General features: G+C 36.4%; 20 protein-coding genes and 1 pseudogene. 4 read left to right on the top strand and 17 right to left on the bottom strand.

The genetic code is table 11. The features are described 5' to 3' along the window. Window positions 1-128: 128 nt before the first annotated feature. Both NCCP28_RS21110 and NCCP28_RS21105 read left to right on the top strand, forming a co-directional pair. Window positions 129-1808, top strand: a complete 1680-nt coding sequence (locus tag NCCP28_RS21110; RefSeq protein ID WP_248563197.1) for a methyl-accepting chemotaxis protein — start codon at window positions 129-131, stop codon at window positions 1806-1808. A 416-nt stretch (window positions 1809-2224) separates the two neighbouring features. Then, a complete protein-coding gene (locus NCCP28_RS21105) occupies window positions 2225-3616 on the top strand; it encodes an L-cystine transporter (protein ID WP_248563196.1) in 1392 nt (463 codons plus the stop codon). Window positions 3617-3781: 165 nt separating this feature from the next. On the opposite strand, the gene NCCP28_RS21100 is transcribed toward NCCP28_RS21105, so the two are convergent. The 14 genes and pseudogenes from NCCP28_RS21100 to NCCP28_RS21035 form a co-directional block, all read right to left on the bottom strand. Further along, window positions 3782-4288, bottom strand: coding sequence for a CBO0543 family protein (locus NCCP28_RS21100; RefSeq protein ID WP_248563195.1), 507 nt, complete (start codon window positions 4286-4288; stop codon window positions 3782-3784). Window positions 4289-4379: 91 nt separating this feature from the next. Next, window positions 4380-4838 carry a hypothetical protein gene (locus NCCP28_RS21095; RefSeq protein ID WP_248563194.1) on the bottom strand — a complete coding sequence of 153 codons (459 nt, stop codon included), beginning with the start codon at window positions 4836-4838 and terminating at the stop codon, window positions 4380-4382. Continuing rightward, window positions 4839-5630: a hypothetical protein gene (locus NCCP28_RS21090; RefSeq protein WP_248563193.1), complete on the bottom strand. Its 792-nt coding sequence runs from the start codon at window positions 5628-5630 to the stop codon at window positions 4839-4841. A gap of 314 nt (window positions 5631-5944) precedes the next feature. Beyond that, window positions 5945-6523, bottom strand: coding sequence for a CBO0543 family protein (locus NCCP28_RS21085; RefSeq protein ID WP_248563192.1), 579 nt, complete (start codon window positions 6521-6523; stop codon window positions 5945-5947). A gap of 160 nt (window positions 6524-6683) precedes the next feature. Beyond that, window positions 6684-6890: pseudogene (locus NCCP28_RS21080) on the bottom strand (NADPH-dependent oxidoreductase); the annotation flags it as partial. A gap of 132 nt (window positions 6891-7022) precedes the next feature. Continuing rightward, on the bottom strand, window positions 7023-8015 hold the full coding sequence (locus NCCP28_RS21075) for a zinc-dependent alcohol dehydrogenase family protein (protein WP_248563191.1): 993 nt from the start codon (window positions 8013-8015) through the stop codon (window positions 7023-7025). Between the two features lie 31 nt (window positions 8016-8046). Then, window positions 8047-8364, bottom strand: coding sequence for a PTS sugar transporter subunit IIB (locus NCCP28_RS21070; RefSeq protein ID WP_248563190.1), 318 nt, complete (start codon window positions 8362-8364; stop codon window positions 8047-8049). Window positions 8365-8588: 224 nt separating this feature from the next. Further along, window positions 8589-10511, bottom strand: coding sequence for a BglG family transcription antiterminator (locus NCCP28_RS21065; protein WP_248563189.1), 1923 nt, complete (start codon window positions 10509-10511; stop codon window positions 8589-8591). Between the two features lie 342 nt (window positions 10512-10853). Further along, on the bottom strand, window positions 10854-12248 hold the full coding sequence (locus tag NCCP28_RS21060; RefSeq protein ID WP_248563188.1) for a glycoside hydrolase family 1 protein: 1395 nt from the start codon (window positions 12246-12248) through the stop codon (window positions 10854-10856). 52 nt (window positions 12249-12300) lie between these two features. Next, entirely contained in the window at window positions 12301-12627 is a 327-nt protein-coding gene (locus tag NCCP28_RS21055) for a PTS lactose/cellobiose transporter subunit IIA (protein WP_248563187.1), read from the bottom strand. A gap of 137 nt (window positions 12628-12764) precedes the next feature. Beyond that, a complete protein-coding gene (gene celB, locus NCCP28_RS21050) occupies window positions 12765-14102 on the bottom strand; it encodes a PTS cellobiose transporter subunit IIC (RefSeq protein WP_248563186.1) in 1338 nt (445 codons plus the stop codon). 94 nt (window positions 14103-14196) lie between these two features. Further along, entirely contained in the window at window positions 14197-14505 is a 309-nt protein-coding gene (locus NCCP28_RS21045) for a PTS sugar transporter subunit IIB (RefSeq protein WP_248563185.1), read from the bottom strand. 333 nt (window positions 14506-14838) lie between these two features. Then, window positions 14839-15390: an NADPH-dependent FMN reductase gene (locus NCCP28_RS21040; RefSeq protein WP_248563184.1), complete on the bottom strand. Its 552-nt coding sequence runs from the start codon at window positions 15388-15390 to the stop codon at window positions 14839-14841. 545 nt (window positions 15391-15935) lie between these two features. After that, window positions 15936-17132 carry an aminotransferase-like domain-containing protein gene (locus tag NCCP28_RS21035; protein WP_248563183.1) on the bottom strand — a complete coding sequence of 399 codons (1197 nt, stop codon included), beginning with the start codon at window positions 17130-17132 and terminating at the stop codon, window positions 15936-15938. Between the two features lie 44 nt (window positions 17133-17176). On the opposite strand from NCCP28_RS21035, the gene NCCP28_RS21030 reads away from it, so the two are divergent. Continuing rightward, window positions 17177-18229, top strand: a complete 1053-nt coding sequence (locus NCCP28_RS21030) for a hypothetical protein (RefSeq protein ID WP_248563182.1) — start codon at window positions 17177-17179, stop codon at window positions 18227-18229. A gap of 91 nt (window positions 18230-18320) precedes the next feature. On the opposite strand, the gene NCCP28_RS21025 is transcribed toward NCCP28_RS21030, so the two are convergent. From NCCP28_RS21025 to NCCP28_RS21015, 3 genes are all read right to left on the bottom strand, one after another. Continuing rightward, on the bottom strand, window positions 18321-18893 hold the full coding sequence (locus NCCP28_RS21025) for a CBO0543 family protein (protein WP_248563181.1): 573 nt from the start codon (window positions 18891-18893) through the stop codon (window positions 18321-18323). 120 nt (window positions 18894-19013) lie between these two features. Further along, window positions 19014-19580 (bottom strand): hypothetical protein, encoded by a 567-nt coding sequence (locus NCCP28_RS21020; protein WP_248563180.1) that lies wholly within the window; start codon window positions 19578-19580, stop codon window positions 19014-19016. Window positions 19581-19649: 69 nt separating this feature from the next. Next, window positions 19650-20156: a CBO0543 family protein gene (locus NCCP28_RS21015; protein WP_248563179.1), complete on the bottom strand. Its 507-nt coding sequence runs from the start codon at window positions 20154-20156 to the stop codon at window positions 19650-19652. 296 nt (window positions 20157-20452) lie between these two features. Here NCCP28_RS21015 and NCCP28_RS21010 point away from each other — a divergent pair, with 296 nt between their 5' ends. Beyond that, window positions 20453-20965, top strand: coding sequence for a MogA/MoaB family molybdenum cofactor biosynthesis protein (locus NCCP28_RS21010; protein WP_248563178.1), 513 nt, complete (start codon window positions 20453-20455; stop codon window positions 20963-20965). The last annotated feature ends 194 nt before the right edge of the window (window positions 20966-21159 follow it).

Raw genomic sequence — 21159 nt, 5'->3', positions numbered from 1 at the left:
ACTAATATGTTTGCTTCATTAAAATAATGGGTACTTAGTCTTTGGTTGAGGAGTTTTAACTATATATTTCAAATTCAAATATTTTTAATTACATCTATTTTTTTACATTTTCCAAGGGGGAAAAAAGTATGAGTATTAGACAGAAATTTCTTGCTGGTTTTGGTGTGATTCTTCTATTTATTGCAGCCATTGCTTCACTTGGGTTTTATGGCAATAAGCATGCTGATTACAAGCTTGATGGGATGATGGAGGAGGATTATGCTCTTGTGTCTCTTTCAACAAAAATGGAGCTGAATGTATCAAATCGGGTGATGTTGGCTCGGGGTTATGTATTATATGGGGATGAGACATATAAGGAGCGTTTTCTGGAAGAAACAGAAAAGGCCGCTGCTTTAAAAGAACAGATTAAGCAGTTGATGGGGAATTCTTCAAGCTATCAAGATGCTGTCGCCAAAAGCAGCAAATGGGAAAACTTAATAATCGACCAAGTCATCCCTGCATATGAAAAAGAGGGTTTTGATGGGGCCATTCCGTTAATGAGGCAGTATTGCCAAACATGGTCGGAAGATGCGATGAATGCTTGGATCAGCATTCAGGAAACAGCGGATGCAAATATGATACATACCAATAATACCATTCAGGAAGAAAACGCCTTGCAACAGCAGCTTTTTATAGTTTTAGCGGTTTTGACTGCAATTGTTGCCATTGCGGTAGCATTCTGGATGTCTCGTTCGATTGTAACTCCTATACTTGCTGTGGCAAAACAACTGACTTTGATTGGGAAAGGGGATTTATCTGTTGTTCCCCTAAGCTTTAAGCGCAAAGATGAGTTCCAAACGCTTGCATCTACATTAAATGATATGGTGAAAAACTTAAAGGATATGTTTTCCCGCATCACCACAATTGAAAGTAATTTGTATACTACTTCTAACGGTTTGCTTAGCAATCGAGAAGATTTAAAGGACAAAGCGACGGCTGTGAAAAATGCCATTGATGCAGTAGAATCTGGCTCTGCGATGCAAATGGAAAGTGCAGTGGAAACAGCTCGTGCCATGGATGCTGTCTCTATAAGCATGGAGCATATTGCTAACGCTTCTTCTCAAGCCTCTGATTATTCTGTTCGCGTGAATCAGTATGCGTCAGAAGGAAATAGGATTGTACAGGGAGTCATTAAGGAGTTAACAGAACTGGATATATCCGTTAAGGAAACATCTGATTCAATCACCAGTCTTCATGATAAGACAGACCGCATCGGTGAAATCTCGGCACTTATTCATGATATTTCTGAACAGACAAACTTGCTTTCCTTAAATGCAGCGATTGAAGCAGCTCGAGCGGGGGAACATGGAAGAGGATTTGAAGTTGTTGCCAATGAAGTAAGGAAGCTTGCGGAGCGCACAAAAGAGTCATCTGGGGAAATTGTTGCTTTAATCACAACCATAAAAAAGGATACAGATGGAGCTCTTTCTTCTACATTAAAATCCCAGGAAGAAATGGAAGCAAGTCTTCATGCCGCGAATAATGGGGGACTGGCTTTTAAAAACATTGCCAAAGCTGTCCAATCTATATCTGCTCAAATTCAAGAAGTATCAGCATCATCTGAAGAGGTTTCTGCAAGTGTGGAGGAAATCACTGCATCGGTTGAGCAGTTATCCGGCATTGCCAAAGAAAATGTAGAATACGTCCAGAATGTAGCTTCTTCTACTGAAAGCCAGATGGAGTCCATGCATCAAGTCGGCATTTCCATTGAGGAATTAAATAAAATGGCACGTGAACTAAAAGGTGTTGTGGAGAAGTTTGAGGTATAGGCAGTGGGTTGGATAAGGAAGATTCCTAGGAGGATCTTCCTTTGCGGCTGTTGACAAACGCCCGCTTTTTTTGTTGCTCGCCTTGTTCGGATGCTCATTACCTACCTTGGTAATTCCGCTCCTCAAAAGGCAGACGTTTTCAATCAGCCTGAAAATTTGTATTTTTGACTTTGTCTACACTCTGTAAGGAAGATTTCTAGGAGGATCTTCCTTTTTTTATGCAAGTATAATTTTATTTTTTCTATATAATTAGGAATAAACGGCTAAATCCTGCATTTTTAAAGGGTTTTTCTAAGAAAAAAAAGAGTCTAGTAGATTCAAATTACTTTTGTTTTTAAAAATTCCTTGTTGACTTATCGGAATAGTTATTTTATAACTGATACATACTTATAAATACATAACAGGGGGAAATACTTATGCATCATTTTTTGGTACTTATTAATATTATCATCTTAGCTGCATTTATTGCAGGATTATATATCATGCAACGCAAACATATATCCTTTTCCAAACGGGTATTTACTGCATTAGGATTAGGAATTATCTTTGGTTTTGGGCTTCAATTCATTTATGGGCCAACCAATGAAGTTACTTTAAATACATCCGATTGGTTTAGCATTGTCGGCAGCGGTTATGTGAAATTTCTGCAAATGATTGTTATGCCTCTTGTCTTTATTTCAATTGTTGCGTCCTTTACACGATTGAAACTAACGAAAAACATTGGAAAGATCAGTATATTAACAATTGGCATCTTGCTTGCAACAACAGCGGTTGCGGCAGGAATTGCGATTGTTACGACAACTGGCTTTAATTTGGAATCTGTGCAAATCAATCAAGGAGATGCGGAAGCACAGCGAGGAGCATATCTAGAAGATAACTTAACTAATTTAGAGGCAAAAACGATTCCACAGCAAATCGTGGCATTATTTCCAGCAAATCCATTTCTTGATTTAACTGGAGCTCGTTCTACTTCTACCATTGGCGTTGTTATTTTCGCTGCATTTGTTGGGATTGCTTATTTAGGCATCAAACGCAAAAGACCAGAAGAAGCTGCATTTTTCACAAAAATCATTGATACGATTTATGCCATTGTAATGCGTATTGTGACATTAATCCTGCGCTTAACTCCATATGGCATTCTAGCGATTATGACGAAAACAGTCGCAACAAGCGATATGGATGCAATCGTCAAATTAGGGAAGTTTGTAGTCGCTTCTTATGTTGCTTTAATCGCAATGTTTCTTGTTCATTTGCTTCTATTATTTATAATGGGTGTCAATCCAATTACCTATGTAAAAAAAGCTTTTCCAGTATTGGCGTTTGCCTTTACTTCTCGCACAAGTGCTGGTGCGCTGCCATTAAATATTAACACACAGACAAAACAATTAGGTGTGCCAGAAAGCATTGCGAACTTCGCTGGCTCATTCGGCCTGACCATTGGCCAAAATGGCTGTGCAGGCATTTATCCTGCTATGCTTGCCGTTATGATTGCGCCAACAGTGGGCATTGATCCATTAACGCCTTCCTTTATCTTTACGTTGATTGCCATTGTTGTCATCAGTTCCTTTGGCGTTGCAGGAGTCGGCGGCGGTGCGACATTTGCGGCAATCCTAGTCTTATCTTCTTTAAATCTACCTGTCGCTTTAGCAGGTTTGCTTATTTCTGTAGAACCATTAATTGATATGGGACGCACTGCATTAAATGTTAGCGGCAGCATGACCGCTGGGGTAGTCACTAGTAAACTGACAAAAGACTTGGATACAAAAGTATATAATGCCCCTGCTGCTGCCGATACAGTGGATGCTTAAATCTTTTACAGATAAATAATTTATTCTCAATCGCTCTAAATGATGAAATGCTCTCCGATTGCTGCAATCCTAAACAAATCGGGGAGCATTCCATTTCTCTATATTTCCTTACATTATAAATAGTAGAACTTACATATCCTTAGGGGAAGTTCCATTTTACCTTTATTAATCCCTAAACATCCTCATTTCCTGCTTTTTTTCTATTTTTCTTACTCCCCCGATAAATAATCTTGTACTGAAAGATTTAAGGGTAACACCCATCAATGTATGATACCATTTCCATCCTTTATTCCATTTAATTAGACCTGTTCTTTTTACTGCCCAGAATTCTACTAGAAACATTGGAATCGTAAAATAAAACAATTTATAAAAAATGGTAAATAACTTATCATTTTTTGTCATTTGATTATATAAAATGGTAAAAGTGGGATATATTAAAAAATCAAATAAAATATGTGTTTTAAATACTTTTGGAAAAAAACGAACTGGATATTTAACAATTTTGTAAGCTGAAAGAAAACTATCGATAATGCCGTTGGTTAAAGCATTAAATAAATATACTAACAGCCAATCTTTTATTGGCGGTTTTCTACATATAATTGTAAATACTACAATTAAGTTTATAATGAGGCTCCACCATAAAAATTTTTCATCAAAATTTTTCCTTTTCATTGAAAACACACCTCTTTTTTAGCTTAATATATGTCTAATGAAGTACATTCCTTTTCATTTATGCTGCTGGTTAAATAAGCGGTATACATTATTATTCAACTTTAGCTACCCCTAAGGCAAGATGGTCCCAAAGCAGCTCTTCTACTCTCTCCACTAACTCTTTAGGACATTCAACAACTAAAACCACTTCTGATTTTTTTCCTTTTAGAACCCTTTTTCTTTTATAAACAACTTTATATATAAAGTAGTCGATCATAAATCCCACCATAAATCCAACTGCCGCACCAATTAATCCCCAATAAATAGGACCCCACTTCAAAGTGAATCCGACACCTGCTCCAATAACAGAAAATGCTGTTCCAATCGCTGCTCCTTTATCAAATAGACTAATGCCATCCGCTCGATGAAGTGTATCAAACAATCTTCTTTCCTCTGTCCGATTCATGAGGGGAACAGCAAGAATTTCCTGTTTTTTTACACCTGCTTTTTCTAAACTTGTGATGGCTAGTTCAAGATACGACGAGTGCTCAAATGTGGAGAATATTTGCATTTATTCCACCTCTTTCTCAGATATTTGAAAGTTCACTCGATATTGTTGATACTTTTGTTGGAGAAACTTTTTTTGTTCACTCTCAAATAATTTATTATTTTCAACGGTATTAACGTACGAATCATATATAGCAAATCCAAAATGGGAAGGCATAAATAAAAACCATTGGGGTTCAATCACTTGGGTTGCTTGTTCTACTTCTCCCAAAAAAAGGTAGTGAACGGCAATAAGGACTTTAGAAAAGTAAACAAAAGCAATCATAAAAACCATCGTAAAAATGGCCGTTAACACCCGATGAATATATAATTGCCCCAATCCTGGAGTAAAAAGTGACCATACTATGGCCATAAGAGGTCTTCTTTTATCTAAGTAATTAATTTCAAAAGCACCAATACTATACGAACTAAACTCAGCATTTTCTCTTTCAGCCAATAGGAATACTTTGTTCATATCAACAGATGTTCGATAACTGTCCCAAATTGCAAAAATATAAACTGGAATATACATAAGCAGCCATCTAGGTTCAATCACTTCCTTCGCCATTTTGATATTTCCCACAAACGAGTAAACCATTGCATGATTTAAGTGAGACATATTATTAACGAGAATTTCCCATAAGAATAATGCATAGCCTCTAAGATATTTAGACAAAAGGAGATGACCAAAACCAGGAAATGCCGCCGACCACCAAGCAATGATATATGGATTACGCAAATGAAGCTGTGTCGTTCCCATCGAGCTAACATATGCTTTAAACCGTCTTTCTTGATTGGTTGGATAATAATTTCTCATGGCTTCCTCCTTTGAATGTCTGGCACTCTTAATCTTGTTATTATTTGCCAATACAAGAAAAATAATGTGATTGTTTTCAAAAAAATCACATTACGTATTAACCAAATAATGGGGGACTAGCCTTTAAGAACCTTACACAGGCTCTTCAAACCATATCTGCCCAAATACAAGAAGGAGCAGCATTATATGAAGATATACGGAAATCCGCCCATCTTTTGACCAATTATCAAACATCTCCAAAGAAAATTAGAACGATTTGAGTTATAGCATAAGCAAGAGGAAGGTTCTCTGAACCTTCCTCTTGCTTATTTCAACTACACTTCTTTTTCTTTCTGACTATCCTGCAATCGGAAAAATATTGTTGTCAGCAAATGCCCTAGCCAATACAGTACAAGGTAAATTAAAAAGATATAAAAATAGTTGACCCATTGATACTTTTCGAATAAACCAATACTGACTAATAATGGTTTAAAGCCAAACCCAAAAAGAAGGGCTGTTAAAAAGGAGTATAAATAAAAGTTTTTATGATGATTTAATGTCCATTGAAATACAATCATAATAGCAATTGGGATAATGGCTGCATCTAAAGACAGACTCGGAATAAATGGGATTAATTGATACGGATACCCCCATAATCCCAAGCGAATGCCGCATGCATCCGTGTAGGCAAATAATATATGGACCGCAAATCCAAAGAAGCCAATTATAAAAACTTTTTTGCGGTCAATAACAAAATATAAGACAATGACCGGACAAATAAGCATAAGAAGAACTGCCCAGAATTGCCATGTTCCGAAATCTGAATATAGATGCCAGTACTCTATTCCTTCTCTTGACAGTTTTTTCTGAAGGGAAACCAATGATTCGAAAAACTCCTGCTGATTGGAATTCATGGAAACGCTCCTTACATTTACTTTTCCCTAGTATCTGCAAGAAAAGAATATTTATTACTCACTTTCGCTTATAGCCAATATGCCGCACTGTATATAATAAGAACTTTTAATGAATTTGGAGACACAAAAAAAGCCAACACATGGTTGACTTCTATCTTATTTAAGCATTATGAAGCGGTTTCAGCACTTTGTTCCAAATAATCACTTGATCGAGCATACGATTGACATTATTCAGGTGCAAGTCAGTTGGTTTGAAAGTGCTGTAATCTTTAAAACCAGTAAATAAAGATAATGTTGCATATGTTCGAACATCAATAATTTGCAGTTCTCCCAATATTCCTCGCAAATGTTCAGCAGCCCTTGCTCCAATTCTTTCTAAGAAAAACGGGATTTGGGATTATCTGAAGAAACTCCAATGATGAGCAGTATTCACTTGGTGCTGCTGAGAGTGGATTTTTACTAAATACAATAAAAGTTCAGCAAAAACAAACCACTTTTGCTAGTGTTTAACAATAGCTTTAACGATATTAAGACTCTGAAAGTTTTCCATTGCAACTGGCAGTTCTTCCTTTGTAAATCGATGGGAAATAAGTGATTGAACATCTACCACTTTTTTCTCAATTAGTTTGATCGCTTCTTCATGTGTAAATGGATTGATAAATGAACCTTTAATAACGAGCTCCTTTGTAAATATATCAAAAGGTGCAACGGATATATTTGTATCTGGTGCAGAAACTCCAAATAGCAGTACCTGGCCGCCTTTGTTAGCAGCTTGAACGGCTAATTCCATCGTATCTTGTCTGCCCACACATTCAATCACCACGTCTGCTTCAATTCCAGAAGCATCCATTGGATGAACAACTCTATCCGCACCAAGCTGGTAAAGCATCTCCCGTTTGTTTTCAGCTGGTTCACTGACAATAATAGCATCTACTTGCTGGCTTTTCACCAATTGTAAAAACAATTGACCGATAAAGCCCCCGCCAATAATCAGCACCTTATTTAAAGGGGAAAATTGAATTTTCTTAAATCCATGCAAAACACAGCCTAATGGCTCCACAAGTGCCGCTTCTTCAAATGTCATTTCATCTGAAATCTGATAACAGTTACCTTCAGGCACCGTACAATATTCACCCATGCCTCCATTTCTTGTCACTCCTACCGCTTGGAGATTGTTGCATAAGTGAGCTTGATTTCTTCGGCAATACTTACATGTTCCGCAATATATATTGGGATCGATTGAAACGCGATCCCCCTTTTTTAAGGTTGACACTTCAGAACCCACTTCTTCTACTTCTCCTGCCAATTCGTGTCCAAGGACAATGGGAGGATGAACCGCTGCTGAACCGGGATGCCCATGGTATATATGCTGATCTGTTCCACAAATCCCACAGCTTTTTACCTTTACAAGCACCTCATTTGGAGATAGAGAGTCCACGTTTAACTCTACTACTTCGATTTGTTTTGTTCCTTGCAATACTGCTGCTTTCATTATAAAACCTCCTAAATGTCTATTTTTTGAATCAGTTGCTGTCAATTAGTGTTAGTGCTTGTTCTAAAACTTGTTCTCCATCCATCTTTCCGTAATATTGAACATTAATATCCTCCATTGGAATATTTTTGTCTGCTACTAATTCTTCAAGGAATTTTTTTTTATATTTCACTTGTGGAGCCAGCAGCAGCACATCAATATTTTTATTTTTTACAGTAAGATCAACTTCTGGAACAGATACAGCAAATATATTAACTTCTATGCTTTTAATTTTTGCTGCTCTTTTCATTTTTGTTACCAACAAACTTGTGCTCATTCCTGCCGCACACACTAACACAATTGTTTTCATATTTCCTCCTGACTGATTCCGTTACATTGGAAACCATTTGAACATATTATAAAATGTTCATACTTTATTTTTAATCCAATAATTTTCCGCTAGACAACGGAAACGTTTACAATATTTTCTATGATTTTGACTATTGTTTATAGAAAGAAGGGCTGTTTATTTAAGAAGATCCAATAAATTCCTGCAAAAAACAGCTTTTTGATTTTAAGCTAATTACTTCGATCTTAATTTTCTTGCAATATCTTCATCACTTCATTAACTGATTGACCCTTAATGATTTTTTGAACGATGGTTTTATTTTCGATTAATCCAATTAGTTTTTCATACATGCTTTCGAGATCTCCTTTTGGAGTGGCTTCAATATTTAATAGACAAATAAATTGCACCATCTGATTATCGTTCCATGAAATTGGATGCTTAAGTGTACAAACTGTCCAGAATGTTTTTTCCGTCACTGGCGTTATAGGGTGAGGAACAGCAACTAAATTTCCAAAACTTGTGGGTGACAATGACTCTCTTTCCAATACAAGCTTTTCATACTCTTTTGGCACACATCCTTGTTTATATAGCTCATTGCATAGGAAGCTAATAGCGCTTTGTTTGTCTTTCATGTCTTGCTGAATGAATATTCTTTTCTCATCTAAATACAAGGAGCATCCATTTTTATTTATCGGATATATATAATTCTTAATTTGCTTGATATCTTTATCTTCCAAAAAAGTATTTACCACTTGTACCGGGATGCCTAAATCTTCCTTAATCGGGATAGTGCTAATAATAAAATCAATGGAAGACAGTTTATATTCGGAAAGCTTATAGTAATTTATCGAAGCGACAATCTCTAGATCTTTGGGGAACAGATGTTGCAAACGGTAATAGAGCAGTTTGGCAGTTCCAACTCCTGAAGCGCATACAACGATCACCCTTTTTACTTTTTTCAACTTGCTTTTCATACGTTCCAGTGCAACGCCGATGTGTAATGCTATATAGGCTATTTCATCTTCCCCAGGCTCTATAGATAAATATTCTTCTATACATTTGCAGGCAGCTACTGCCCCTTCAAAGGCACTAGGATACTTCAATTTTATTTCATTTAAAAGCGGATTCCTGATATTCATCTTATATCTTAACCGGTTCATGGCGGGGCGGATGTGTAAGGTTAAAGCTTGAATAAATTCAATATCATCTTCAAAATTCCAATTCCATTCATTCTGCAACCTTTTTAACATACATTGGACAATATGCCCTACCTCATCAAACTCGCTAAATTCTGTTAACTTCTCTTTATGCATCAGCTTTGTGCCTAACAGATGGACGATAATATAATCAATTTCCGGTTCTTGAAAAATGAGCTCCGTATACATTTCTATTTCTTTGACAATCTCTAACGCTACAATTTTTTCAAAGGGATGATCATCCATTAAATTTTCGTTTAAATGTTCAATTATAAAACCTTCTTCAATCCTCTTACATGCGATTACAATATGAATAGCTAAATTTTCAAGAGCAATATCTGAGATCTCAATTTTATATATATTGACCTTTTTAATGATCGTTTCTTTTACTTTTTTATATAATTCTTGATCTAATAATGGGAAAGCCTCATAATCGACAAGTACATCCTGGCGGTTAAAAATATAATTGGACAAACATAATCTTTTCATATATTCATCGCCTTCAACTTGTGTTCCATAATGAGGACGGTTCACTAGCCTTAGATTGTATTTTAATAAGATTTTCCGGACAATCCTTAAATCATTTTGCATCGTGGATTTTGATACAAACATTTCATCCTCAAAACCTTCTAGTTTTATGGATCTCTTTTCTAATAATAGCCTCTTTAATAAAAAAACTACTCTATCATTTTGTTCGGAGAAGTCTGCTGCCTTTTCATCATTTTTTTCACTTTTCAACTGGCTGAATTGCTTTAAAAATAATGCCTGATCAAAAACTTGTATTTGGTAGCCTCTTCCGCGAAAGGAATCAATTGAGAATCCTAACTGGAGACACTCTGGCTGCATGGCTTTTATATCATTGCGAATTGTACGGTCACTTACATTTAATTCCTTGGCAATCCATTCAGCTGTTACTGGTTCATTTGTTTCCCTTAAAAATGAAAGAATTTCTATTTGGCGTTTTGATAACATTAACACTCCTCATTTCCTGCTCCCCTCATCCTTTTATGTTTATACTTTTAAAATTCTGCCCTTTTTATTATTCACTTATGAAAGCAAGAACAAGCAAGAAAGGGATACACTGTTTTCTCCCATATCAAAATATTGGTATAAAATAGGAAAGGTATTGGACTGCTCGATAAAATAGGAATAGATAGTAGCATAATCTCCATTATAATAAGTTATTGATCTACCAGTAAATATAAAAATCAAACTATATTTGCTGCCGTTTAAAAGGGAATATTCTATACTAAAAAAGCAATGGAGTTTAAAAAACTCACATTGCTTTTTTTAAAATGCAAGAATGCAATATGACTATTGGCGAACAGGCTTAGAGACGTCCTCTAATTCTGCCCCATTAGAAGTAATCACCTTTTTGAACCAATCAAAGCTTTTCTTTTTATACCTTTTTAAATCTCTTAAATCTTGTTCTTCACGATTTACAAAAATGAAACCATAGCGTTTTTTCATCTCGCCTTGTGAGCTAAGAAGATCTGTGGAACCCCATGTCAAATAACCAAAAACTTCTACGCCTTCTTCCATGGCGATTTTCATTTGTTCAATATGCTCTCTCAGATAGTCAATTCGATAATCATCTTCTACCGTCATATTTTCATCTAATTCTTCACGCACGCCAATTCCATTTTCTGTAATGAAGATTGGCAAACGATAGCGTGCATAAAGATCTTTTAATGCCACTCTAAGACCAATTGGATCAATGGACCATCCCCATTCATTTGCCTCTAAATGCGGATTAGATGTTACACCTGCTATTATCTCATTTTTATCTTCTGCATCAGCCTTGACAGTTTGGCTTTGGTAATAGCTAATACTTAGATAATCCACTGTATTTTCTTTTAGCAGCTCTGCATCTCCATCTTCAAAAATGGGCATAATTCCTTTTCTTTTAAGCTGGCTTGTTACATAAGTCGGATACTCTCCATTAGCGAAAACATCACAGTAAAAATCAATCAAAAGCTCTTTTGCCTTTACATTTGCTATTACATCGTCTGGTTTGCATGAAATAGGATAAGTAGTCATATAAGTAATCATGCCAGCCATTTTTCCATCTGGAACAATTTCATGAAGCGCTTTAACTGCTTTTGCATGAGCAATAAAAGAGTTATGGACTGCTTGATAGCTAATGGCCTCATGGTTTTCATTTGATGTATCTACCCCTAATAGATTCGGCTGGGTCAAGAACAAATTTTGTTCATTAAAGGTCAGCCAATACTTCACTTTATCCCGATACCTTTCAAATACGGTTCTTACATATTTATCAAATAAATCAACCACTCTTCTGGAAGCAAAACCATTATACTTCTGTGCCAATGCTAATGGAATATCAAAATGGTATAAAGTAATGACAGGCTGAATGCCATTAGCCAATAACTCATCGAATAAGTTATCGTAAAATTGCAGCCCCTCTTCATTCGGTTCCCCTTCACCATCAGGAAAAATTCTTGCCCATGAAATGCTCGTACGGTACGCACTGAATCCAAGTTCTTTAAACAAAGCGATGTCTTCTTTAAAGCGATGGTAGAAATCAACTGCTACTTTCCAATCCGAAAAGCCTTCTGGAATCGGCTTTGCATCAATGATTGAAGGGCCTTTTCCCCCTTCATTCCAAGCTCCTTCTGTTTGAAAGGAAGTTACTGCTCCTCCCCAGAAAAAATCTTTAGGAATAATATTATTACTCTTAATAGTCATATTATTTCTCCTTATCGAATTATAGTTTTTTGATTATTGGAAATATTTGTATTCAACTATTCACGTTCCTGATCGTTTCGAACCTCTCATACATGCTTACAAACTCTTCTGCTAAATCTTTTACCGTTATAGCATTCATCAAATGGTCTTGAGCATGAACCATTAAAAGAGAAATATCAGCTTTTTCTCCTCGTATTTCCCCTTGGATTAACTCTGTCTGAATATGATGTGCAAGAACTAATTCATCTTTCGCCTTTTGAATACTATCTTGTGCACTCTCAAAATCATTTTTTCTCGCAAAAGCAAGAGCCTCCATCGCAAAGCTTCTTCCATTTCCGCTATGAAGAATTAATGTAAAAATTTGTTGTTCAGAATTCATTTGTTCCCCTCCATAATCATTTTTATAGTTACAACACAGAGTTTGTATTCAAGTTTCATCTGCTTTCTTAACTCTTTAAAAGACTTCTAAAAGAAAAAGGGGCTGCTGTAATTTTTAGCTGCAGCCCTTTTTACAGCCTATCCTATTTTATTAACATTTTCTGTTTTAGAAAATTCATTTTCCTCTTTAAGTTTTTGCTTATCCCATATTCTAAAGAAAGGATAATAGAGAGCAGAAGCTAAAAGAACGTTGAATAGCTGAAGAGCAGCACCAGAAATTTTCCCTCCTGTTGCCAGGAAACCGCCAATAGGAGCTGGGGTTGTCCATGGAACCATAATTCCGGCTGTTTTTGCCACTAGGCCAAAATCCATTGCAAGGTAGGATACCGTAACAATGATGACTGGAATAAATATAAATGGAATCATCATAATTGGATTCATTATCATCGGCAAACCAAAAATGATTGGTTCATTAATATTAAAGATTCCAGGTGCCAGGGTTAGTCTTCCTAACTGTTTATTCTGTTTGCTTTTTGATCTAAAGAACAGCAATAATGCTAAACCGAGTGTTGTTCCTGAGCCGCCGATAGAATAAAAAATGTCCATAAACTGTATATTTACGATATTAGGGATTTCTTGGCCTGCTGTATAGGCTACTCTGTTTTGATCTACAAGCGATAGCCAAACAGGTGACATGATTCCCCAAACAAGACCTTGTCCATGAATTCCGGTAACCCATAGCAACTGAGCAATAAGGACAGCGCAAATTGCACCAGCTAAAGATCCGCCAAGAAGCGAAAGCGGTTTGCCAAGCAATTCCCCAACAATGTTATGGATATTCTCAAACGGTGTTACTTGAAGAATTAAGCGAATAAGCCACATAGCTAATAAAGATGCAAAACCTGGCGCTAAGGATGCAAATGATTTTGCTACAGCTGGCGGAACACCATCTGGCATTTTAATAACAATATTCTTCTTCACAATAAATCGATAAATTTCAGTAGATATAAGAGCGACAATAATTGCTACGAACATTCCTTTGCTGCCTGTAAGCGCAAGTGGGATACCTGCTACATCAAAGGTTTTATCTATTCCTTCAGGTTGAAACGAAATTTTATAAGGTGTTACCAGCATAAAACTTGCAAAAGAAACAGCTGCAACAGATAGAGGGTCCATTTTATACCGCTCAGCTAGCCTATAGGAAACTCCAATAGCGACAAAAATAGCGAGAAGATCAAATGTAACTCCAACTGGATAAAGCAGATTACTTTGCCAATTTCCGCCAAAAATACTACTCATAAACGATTCATAACCAGGTATCGGCAAAAATGCAAGAATTAAGAAAAGTGAACCGATGATAACAAGCGGCGTTGTCAAAACAATTCCATCTCTTACAGATTGAAGATGCCGCTGTTCACCTACTTTAGCCATAGTCGGCATAAATTTCTCATCAAGGAATTTTGTAATTCCATTCATAATTGTTCCTCCTAAAATATTATGGATAAAGGTACAAGAAGCAGAAACATTTTTGATAGTGAATGAAAAACAAAGAACTTATTTCATTTATCTTCTATTTTCCATTTACAAGATTAATTGCTGTTTTTAATACTTCGGCACCGTTGCACATTCCGTAATGCATCGGGTTAATAGAATCTACAGGAATATTCTTTTCTTCCGCAAGTTTTTTCATTTGCGGCAACATATAGCGGACTTGAGGCCCCAGCAGCAAAACATCGGCTGCATCAATATGGTTTTTTACAGCATCTGCACCTTCTGCCCAAATTTTATAATCCAATCCTTGTTCTTTTGCAGCTTGCTCCATCTTTGTAACTAAAAGACTTGTGGACATTCCAGCAGCACAGCATAATAAAATATTCATTTTATAATCCTCCTTGGAGTATATCTATATTCTTTAGCATCAAGATTTCCGAAAAATATTTTTGTGCTATTCTATCAAACCTTGTATTATCAGCACTTTCTCTTGATGCTTTTATTTTATTTTAAAAACGCTTTCATTTGGATGTTTAGTATTTCCGTTGTACAACGGAAATCATTAGCACCTTTTTTAAAAGAAGTGCTTTTTTTCTCTGCTAGATGCAAAAATTATAAATTCCTCCCCTCTCATAATTTTTGGTTTTGTTCTTACTGTCCTTTGATTGCAGCATAAGAAAAAGCCAACACATGGTTGGCTTTCAGATCTATCCTATTTAATCTAAGCATTGTGAAGCGGCTTTAATGCTTTGCTCCAAGCAATCACTTGATCGAGCATAAGATTGACATTATTCAGATGCAAGTCAGCTGGTTTGAAAGTGCTGTAATTTTCAAAATCAGTGAATAAAGATAATGTTGGATGTGTTCGAACATCGGCAATTTGCAGTTCGCCCAATATTCCTCGCAAATGTTCAGCAGCCCTTGCTCCTCCTGTTGAACCATAGCTGACAATTCCAGCAGCTTTATTGTTCCACTCGTCTCTTGCCAAATCGAGGGCATTTTTTAAGGCTCCTGTAATACTGTGATTATATTCTGCCACAATAAATACAAATCCATCTAAACTTTTTAGCTTAGAGGACCAGGCCTTCACTTGTTCTTCCCCTGATGGATCACCTAAAAAAGGCAGTTTAAATTCTGCAATGTCTACTAGTTCATAATTGGCATCCCCACGTTTTTCAGCAATTTCCTTTACCCAATTCCCCACTTGCGGGCTCACTCTTCCTGGTCGTGTGCTTCCTAAAATAATTCCGATATTTACATTTTCTTTCGTCATTTGTCTCCTCCTAAACACTCCAATAAGATTAATCATTTTAATAATGGCCATACAGCCCATTCTTTAAACGTCTTAGCTACATATAGGCGCATTAAAAATCAGGCTCTTCCCTTATCATCTAGAGATGAGTAAATAATACATCTCTGAGGTTGAAATAGACTAACCACATCCTTCTTATCAGCTATAAAAAAGATATGTTTAAAAACTCGTACCTATGCGAAATTTAGAGTATACACATTCTAGGTTAGAGACTTTGAGTACTGCTGTTTATGGCACTTCCTCCGATTCCTGATTTTAATAACCCCTGGGCTTTATAAGGAGAGTAATGTTCACGAAAATCAAAAGGCAGAAATATTCTGTCCACTGCCCAATTGGTTTTGGAAAAGATATTAGGCAATGCAACGATTGAGGATATGGAAACCGCGGATCTGCCCCCATTGCTCCATTTTTATGATGATTGCTTTTATTTTCCGATACTTTGCTCCATTTTTTCAGTGCTTTGTTTCATTTTTGTTAAAATAGCTATTTTTCGACAAGAGCTGCTGCTATTTTTTATAATAAGACGCAAACAGCTCCCCTAGCTTCCGAATGCCTTTCACCATATCCTGTTCCTCAGCATAACTGAAGGAAAGCCGCAGATATTCCGTTCCTTCTTGTTGATGCAAGAAAAAGTATTTTCCCGGTACATAGGCAACACCTATCGCAAGTGCTTGTTCCAGCAGTTGTTGGGTATCAATGCCGGGGGTTTTCACCCAGATAAAGTATCCTCCTTTTGGAATATGCCAGGTGATGGGTGCAGGCAGATATTCCCCCAGTGCCTTTAACATTGTTTGGCATCTAGCTTGATAAACTTCTCTTAATAAATGAAGTCTGTCTTCCAATGCATTTCCTTCTAAATAGGAAGTCATAGTTGCATGGGAAAATGGGTGGCCTAAGTCTTTTTTAAACCAGTCGAACACAGCGATAAGTTCTTGAGCTCCTGCAATCCAGCCAACTCTCATTCCTGGCGCAATCACTTTCGATAAAGAGCCAACATATATGACCCTTCCTTCTTCATCAATTGCTTTGCATGGAGTTACACCCTCGCAAAAAGACAGTTCTCCATATGCAGCATCTTCTAGAATCAGAAAGTCATACGCTGCGGCAAGCTTCAGCATATGTTTCCGCCGTTTTAATGGCATAGTAGTTCCTGTAGGATTATGGAAAGTGGGAATGGTATAAAGCAAACGAGGCATCGGCAGACCAGCCTGTTTCCGTTCCTCAAGCATTCCTTCTAAATGGTCGGTATTCAAGCCATCTTCATCGACTGGTATATCAATTATATGATTGGTATAGTTTTTGAAAATTTCCAGTGCTTCCATATAGGTAGGAGCCTCTACTGCAACAACTGCCTCTTCATCCAGCAAGGAGCGCGCAATAAGATCAATGCCCTGGCATGCTCCTGATGTAACAAGCAGTTCTTCTTGGCGAACGCTTATACCATGAGTTGCCAACCTTTTTTGGATTTGTTGTGGCAAACTTGCCGTACGGGAACTTCCAATATAATGAAAAGGAAGGTCCTGCTCTTCTTTAATAAGAGCATCTACTGCAGCCTTGATTTGTTGTGCAGGCACAAGGTTTGGCGCTGGGTACCCGGAGTTTAAGCGGATGCACCCTTTTGGCAGAACAGACATCCATGCCCCAGGTGGATCATTCTGAAGAGCTTTTTTCACATTTTCAGGAAAAAACGATGAATAATTCATAGAGTTTCTATTCCTTTCTTGCTTGTTTATTTCCATTATAAATAATGGTAAAAAAAACTCATACGGCTTTTTATCAACTTTGCAGCTTTTTTATCGACTTCCCAGCTTTTTTTATCAACTTCCCAGCTTTTTTTATCAACTTCCCAACTTTTTTATCAACTTCCCAACCTTTTTTATCAACTTCCCAACTTTTTATCGACTTCCCAGCTTTTTTTATCGACTTCCCAGCTTTTTTTATCAACTTCCCAACTTTTTTATCGACTTCTCAGCTTTTTTTATCGACTTCCCAACTTTTTTTATCGACTTCTCAGCTTTTTTTATCAACTTCCCAGCTTTTTTTATCAACTTCCCAACCTTTTTTATCGACTTCCCAGCTTTTTTTATCGACTTCCCAACTTTTTATCGACTTCCCAGCTTTTTATCGACTTCCCAGCTTTTTATCAACTTCCCAACTTTTTTTATCAACTTTCCAACTTTTTATCGACTTCCCAGCTTTTTTTATCGACTTCCCAGCTTTTTTTATCAACTTCTCAGCTTTTTATCAACTTCCCAACCTTTTTTATCAACTTCCCAACTTTTTTATCGACTTCCCAACCTTTTTTATCAACTTCTCAGCTTTTTATCAACTTCCCAACCTTTTTTATCAACTTCCCAACTTTTTTATCGAATTCCCAACCTTTTTTATCAACTTCCCAGCTTTTTATCAACTTCCCAGCTTTTTTTATCAACTTTCCAACTTTTTTTATCAACTTCCCAACTTTTTATCAACTTCCCAGCTTTTTTTATCAACTTCCCAGCTTTTTTTATCAACTTCCCAACTTTTTTATCGACTTCCCAACTTTTTATCGACTTCTCAGCTTTTTTTATCAACTTCTCAGCTTTTTTTATCAACTTCCCAGCTTTTTATCGACTTCTCAGCTTTTTTTATCGACTTCCCAACTTTTTATCGACTTCCCAACTTTTTTATCAACTTCTCAACTTTTTATCGACTTCCCAGCTTTTTTATCGACTTCCCAACTTTTTATCGACTTCCCAACTTTTTTTATCAACTTCCCAACTTTTTATCGACTTCTCAGCTTTTTGCGTTCATTTTATAGAAGAAGGCAGCTCGTCTACTTCAGAGCTGCCTTCTCTTTTTATTTACTTGGTGACCTCCCTCTAAAATGGGCCCCAGCTGGAAAACAAGTTTTAAGCCATCTTTTCATTATTTTTCAGATGAAGGAATAATTTAACTAATAGATAGGTTAACACGTACTGAATATAATAAGACAAAAATATATAAAAATAGTTCATCCATTGGTGCATTTCAAATAATCCAAGCCATACCGTCAATGCGGTAAAACCATAACCGAAAATAATTGCTGCGACAAAAGAAGTCAGATAAAAGTTTTTATCATGTTTGATTGTCCATTGGTACACCAACATGATATAAATGGGTACAATCGATGCATCTAAAGAGAGGCTTGGAAGGAATGGAAGGAGTTGGTATGGATAGCTCCATAGTCTATAGTCAATTCCCAATACGTCGATATACGAAGATAAAAGATTATTGGCAAAACCAAAAAAGCCGATCAGCAATATATTCTTTCGATCAATAACAAAGTATAAAAGGACAAGAGGAACAACTAAAATAAGAAGAACCACCCAGAATTGCCACGTACCCATATGTGAATATAGCTGCCAATAATGCATCCCTGTTTTTGTTATATTATCTTGGAGGGAGGCTAATTTATCCAGTAATTCCTGCTGCTGATTATCCAAAAAATAAACACTCCTTATCTTGCTTTTCTTCTATTTTTTGCAAGAGTACAGGATTTATGTCTGAATTCTGAAAAAATGATAAAGCTGCTGCTTCTCCTTTATACCATGTATAATCTCGCTTTAAGATGCTGCCTTTTCTTTTAATCTAAGGATCAGTTTGGTGAACCAATAAGCCATACAGGCAATTCCTATATCGATAAAAAATAGATAAAAATGATTCATCCCTTTTTGTAGAGTTAAGAGACCTATATATTCTTCTAATTGTGCAAAAACAAAGGCAAATAAAGCACTTAACAAAGCTGTATATAAATAAAAGTTTTTACCTTTATTCGTACAATATTGATATAAAAGCAAAAATCCAACAGGCAGTACAGAGGCTGTAATATTCATGGCATTTGGAAGGATCGGCAGCAGGAAATACTTGTGAGTTACATACCCGCTTCTCCCAAGGGCGATATCCGTATAACTCCAAAGCACATGTACCGTATATCCAAAGAAAAACAGCTCAAATATTCTTTTTCGGTCCACAAAAAAGTATACTGCTGCTAATGGTACAACTAAGGAGACCAAAACTACCCAGAACTGCCATGTTCCTATACCGGTATATTGATGCCAATAAGAAGAATATAAAGAATTTAGTTGATCATTATTTTTATATATTTCATTCCAAAATTCAGTCCAAGTCATTTTTCCACCTCACTGTAATAGTGTTTGTTAAAAAACAGCTATTATTCAAAAAAAGCCCATGTGCTTTCTCTATTTCATATCACTTATTCGAACATTAAAGATAATCAGCAATGATAAGACAATAATAATGGAGAATAGCCAGCCTAACAGGGGGTTTTTATAGTGGATGGGCAAAATAAAAAAAATAATGCCGGTAAATAAGGCAGACCACCACATATTCCAGCCATTATAGTAGGAAATAAACCCAAATTTACTGTTTATATATTCAAAGGATAAAAATATGCCTGACCATAATAAAAACCATAAAAAGCGTTTTCCCCAGCCATCGGGAAATCTGCCTAAGTAGATTAATACCGTTGCTGCATAAGAAATGGTCATCGATAAAAGGGTAATCATTGTATGATTAGGCAGAATGATATCATGAAATAGCCACATTGGTTTCTTATAAAGCAGAAAATTATATAAAAAATCTCCTACAATCAAAAACAGAATGGTGGGATAGTATTTTTTCCAATTTCGCCAATCTCCCCATATCATCCCTGCTATTAAATAGAGTGTATTCATCAGAATATACATATTGTTATCCTCCCAAAAGCTTACTACTATAATCCCCAAAAACAAAAAAATTATAAAAAGCTAAAGCTATACCCTTTTCGCAAACAGTACTGCCACTTTACGAAAACATTGTATCGTTTTTAGAGGGGGATCATTTTTCTATAGCTTGCTGCAATTATCTTTTTGGAAAAATCGCTGTTTGAGGCAAATACACGGTCCGATTTCACTAAAAACATTTTCAGCTACTTTTTTATCCGCTTTTTTATTTATATAATTAAATATAAACCTGCAGATATAGCATAAAGGAGGGGAACACAATGAGTGTACAGGAGCATAAGCAAAAAGCAACTCAATCTGTTCGCTGCAAAATTATTACGGTTTCAGATACACGAACAGAAGAAACAGATAAAAGCGGGGTATTGATGGCAGAACTTCTCAAACAGCATGATATGCAAATCGCCAGTTATGAGATTGTTAAAGATGACCTAACATTGATTCAGCAATCTATCCTCAATGGATGCGCGCAAGATGATGTGGATGTTGTGCTTTTAAATGGTGGCACAGGCATTACCAAACGAGATGTAACCATTGAAGCAGTGCAAGCTTTAATACATAAGGAGATTGTTGGCTTTGGCGAACTTTTCCGTATGCTTAGCTATACAGAAGACATTGGCAGTGCCGCGCTGATGAGCAGAGCCATCGCTGGGACTATTCATAATAAAGCTGTATTTTCTACGCCAGGTTCAAGCGGCGCTGTTCGTTTGGCAATGAATAAACTTATTTTGCCAGAACTTCGCCATATCGTTTGGGAATTAAATCGTCAGAAGTGAAGCACTTCCTAAACAGCAAGCTTTTCATTTAATTATTCCCTTTCGCTAGGGGTTCAATCATTATATTAGCATTGTATAATTGGACAATGTCTAATCACCTGCAAACTCTACTCCTCTATCAAACTGGAGTCTGCAATCTGCCAATCTATCTTACAAAAAAATCCTAAACTGACTTCTTAAGAAGTTAGTTTAGG

Source organism: Niallia sp. NCCP-28 (assembly GCF_023168165.1).
Lineage (GTDB): Bacteria > Bacillota > Bacilli > Bacillales > Cytobacillaceae > Niallia.
Note: the sequence above shows the minus strand (reverse complement) of the source record. Positions and strands in the feature narration are given on the sequence as shown.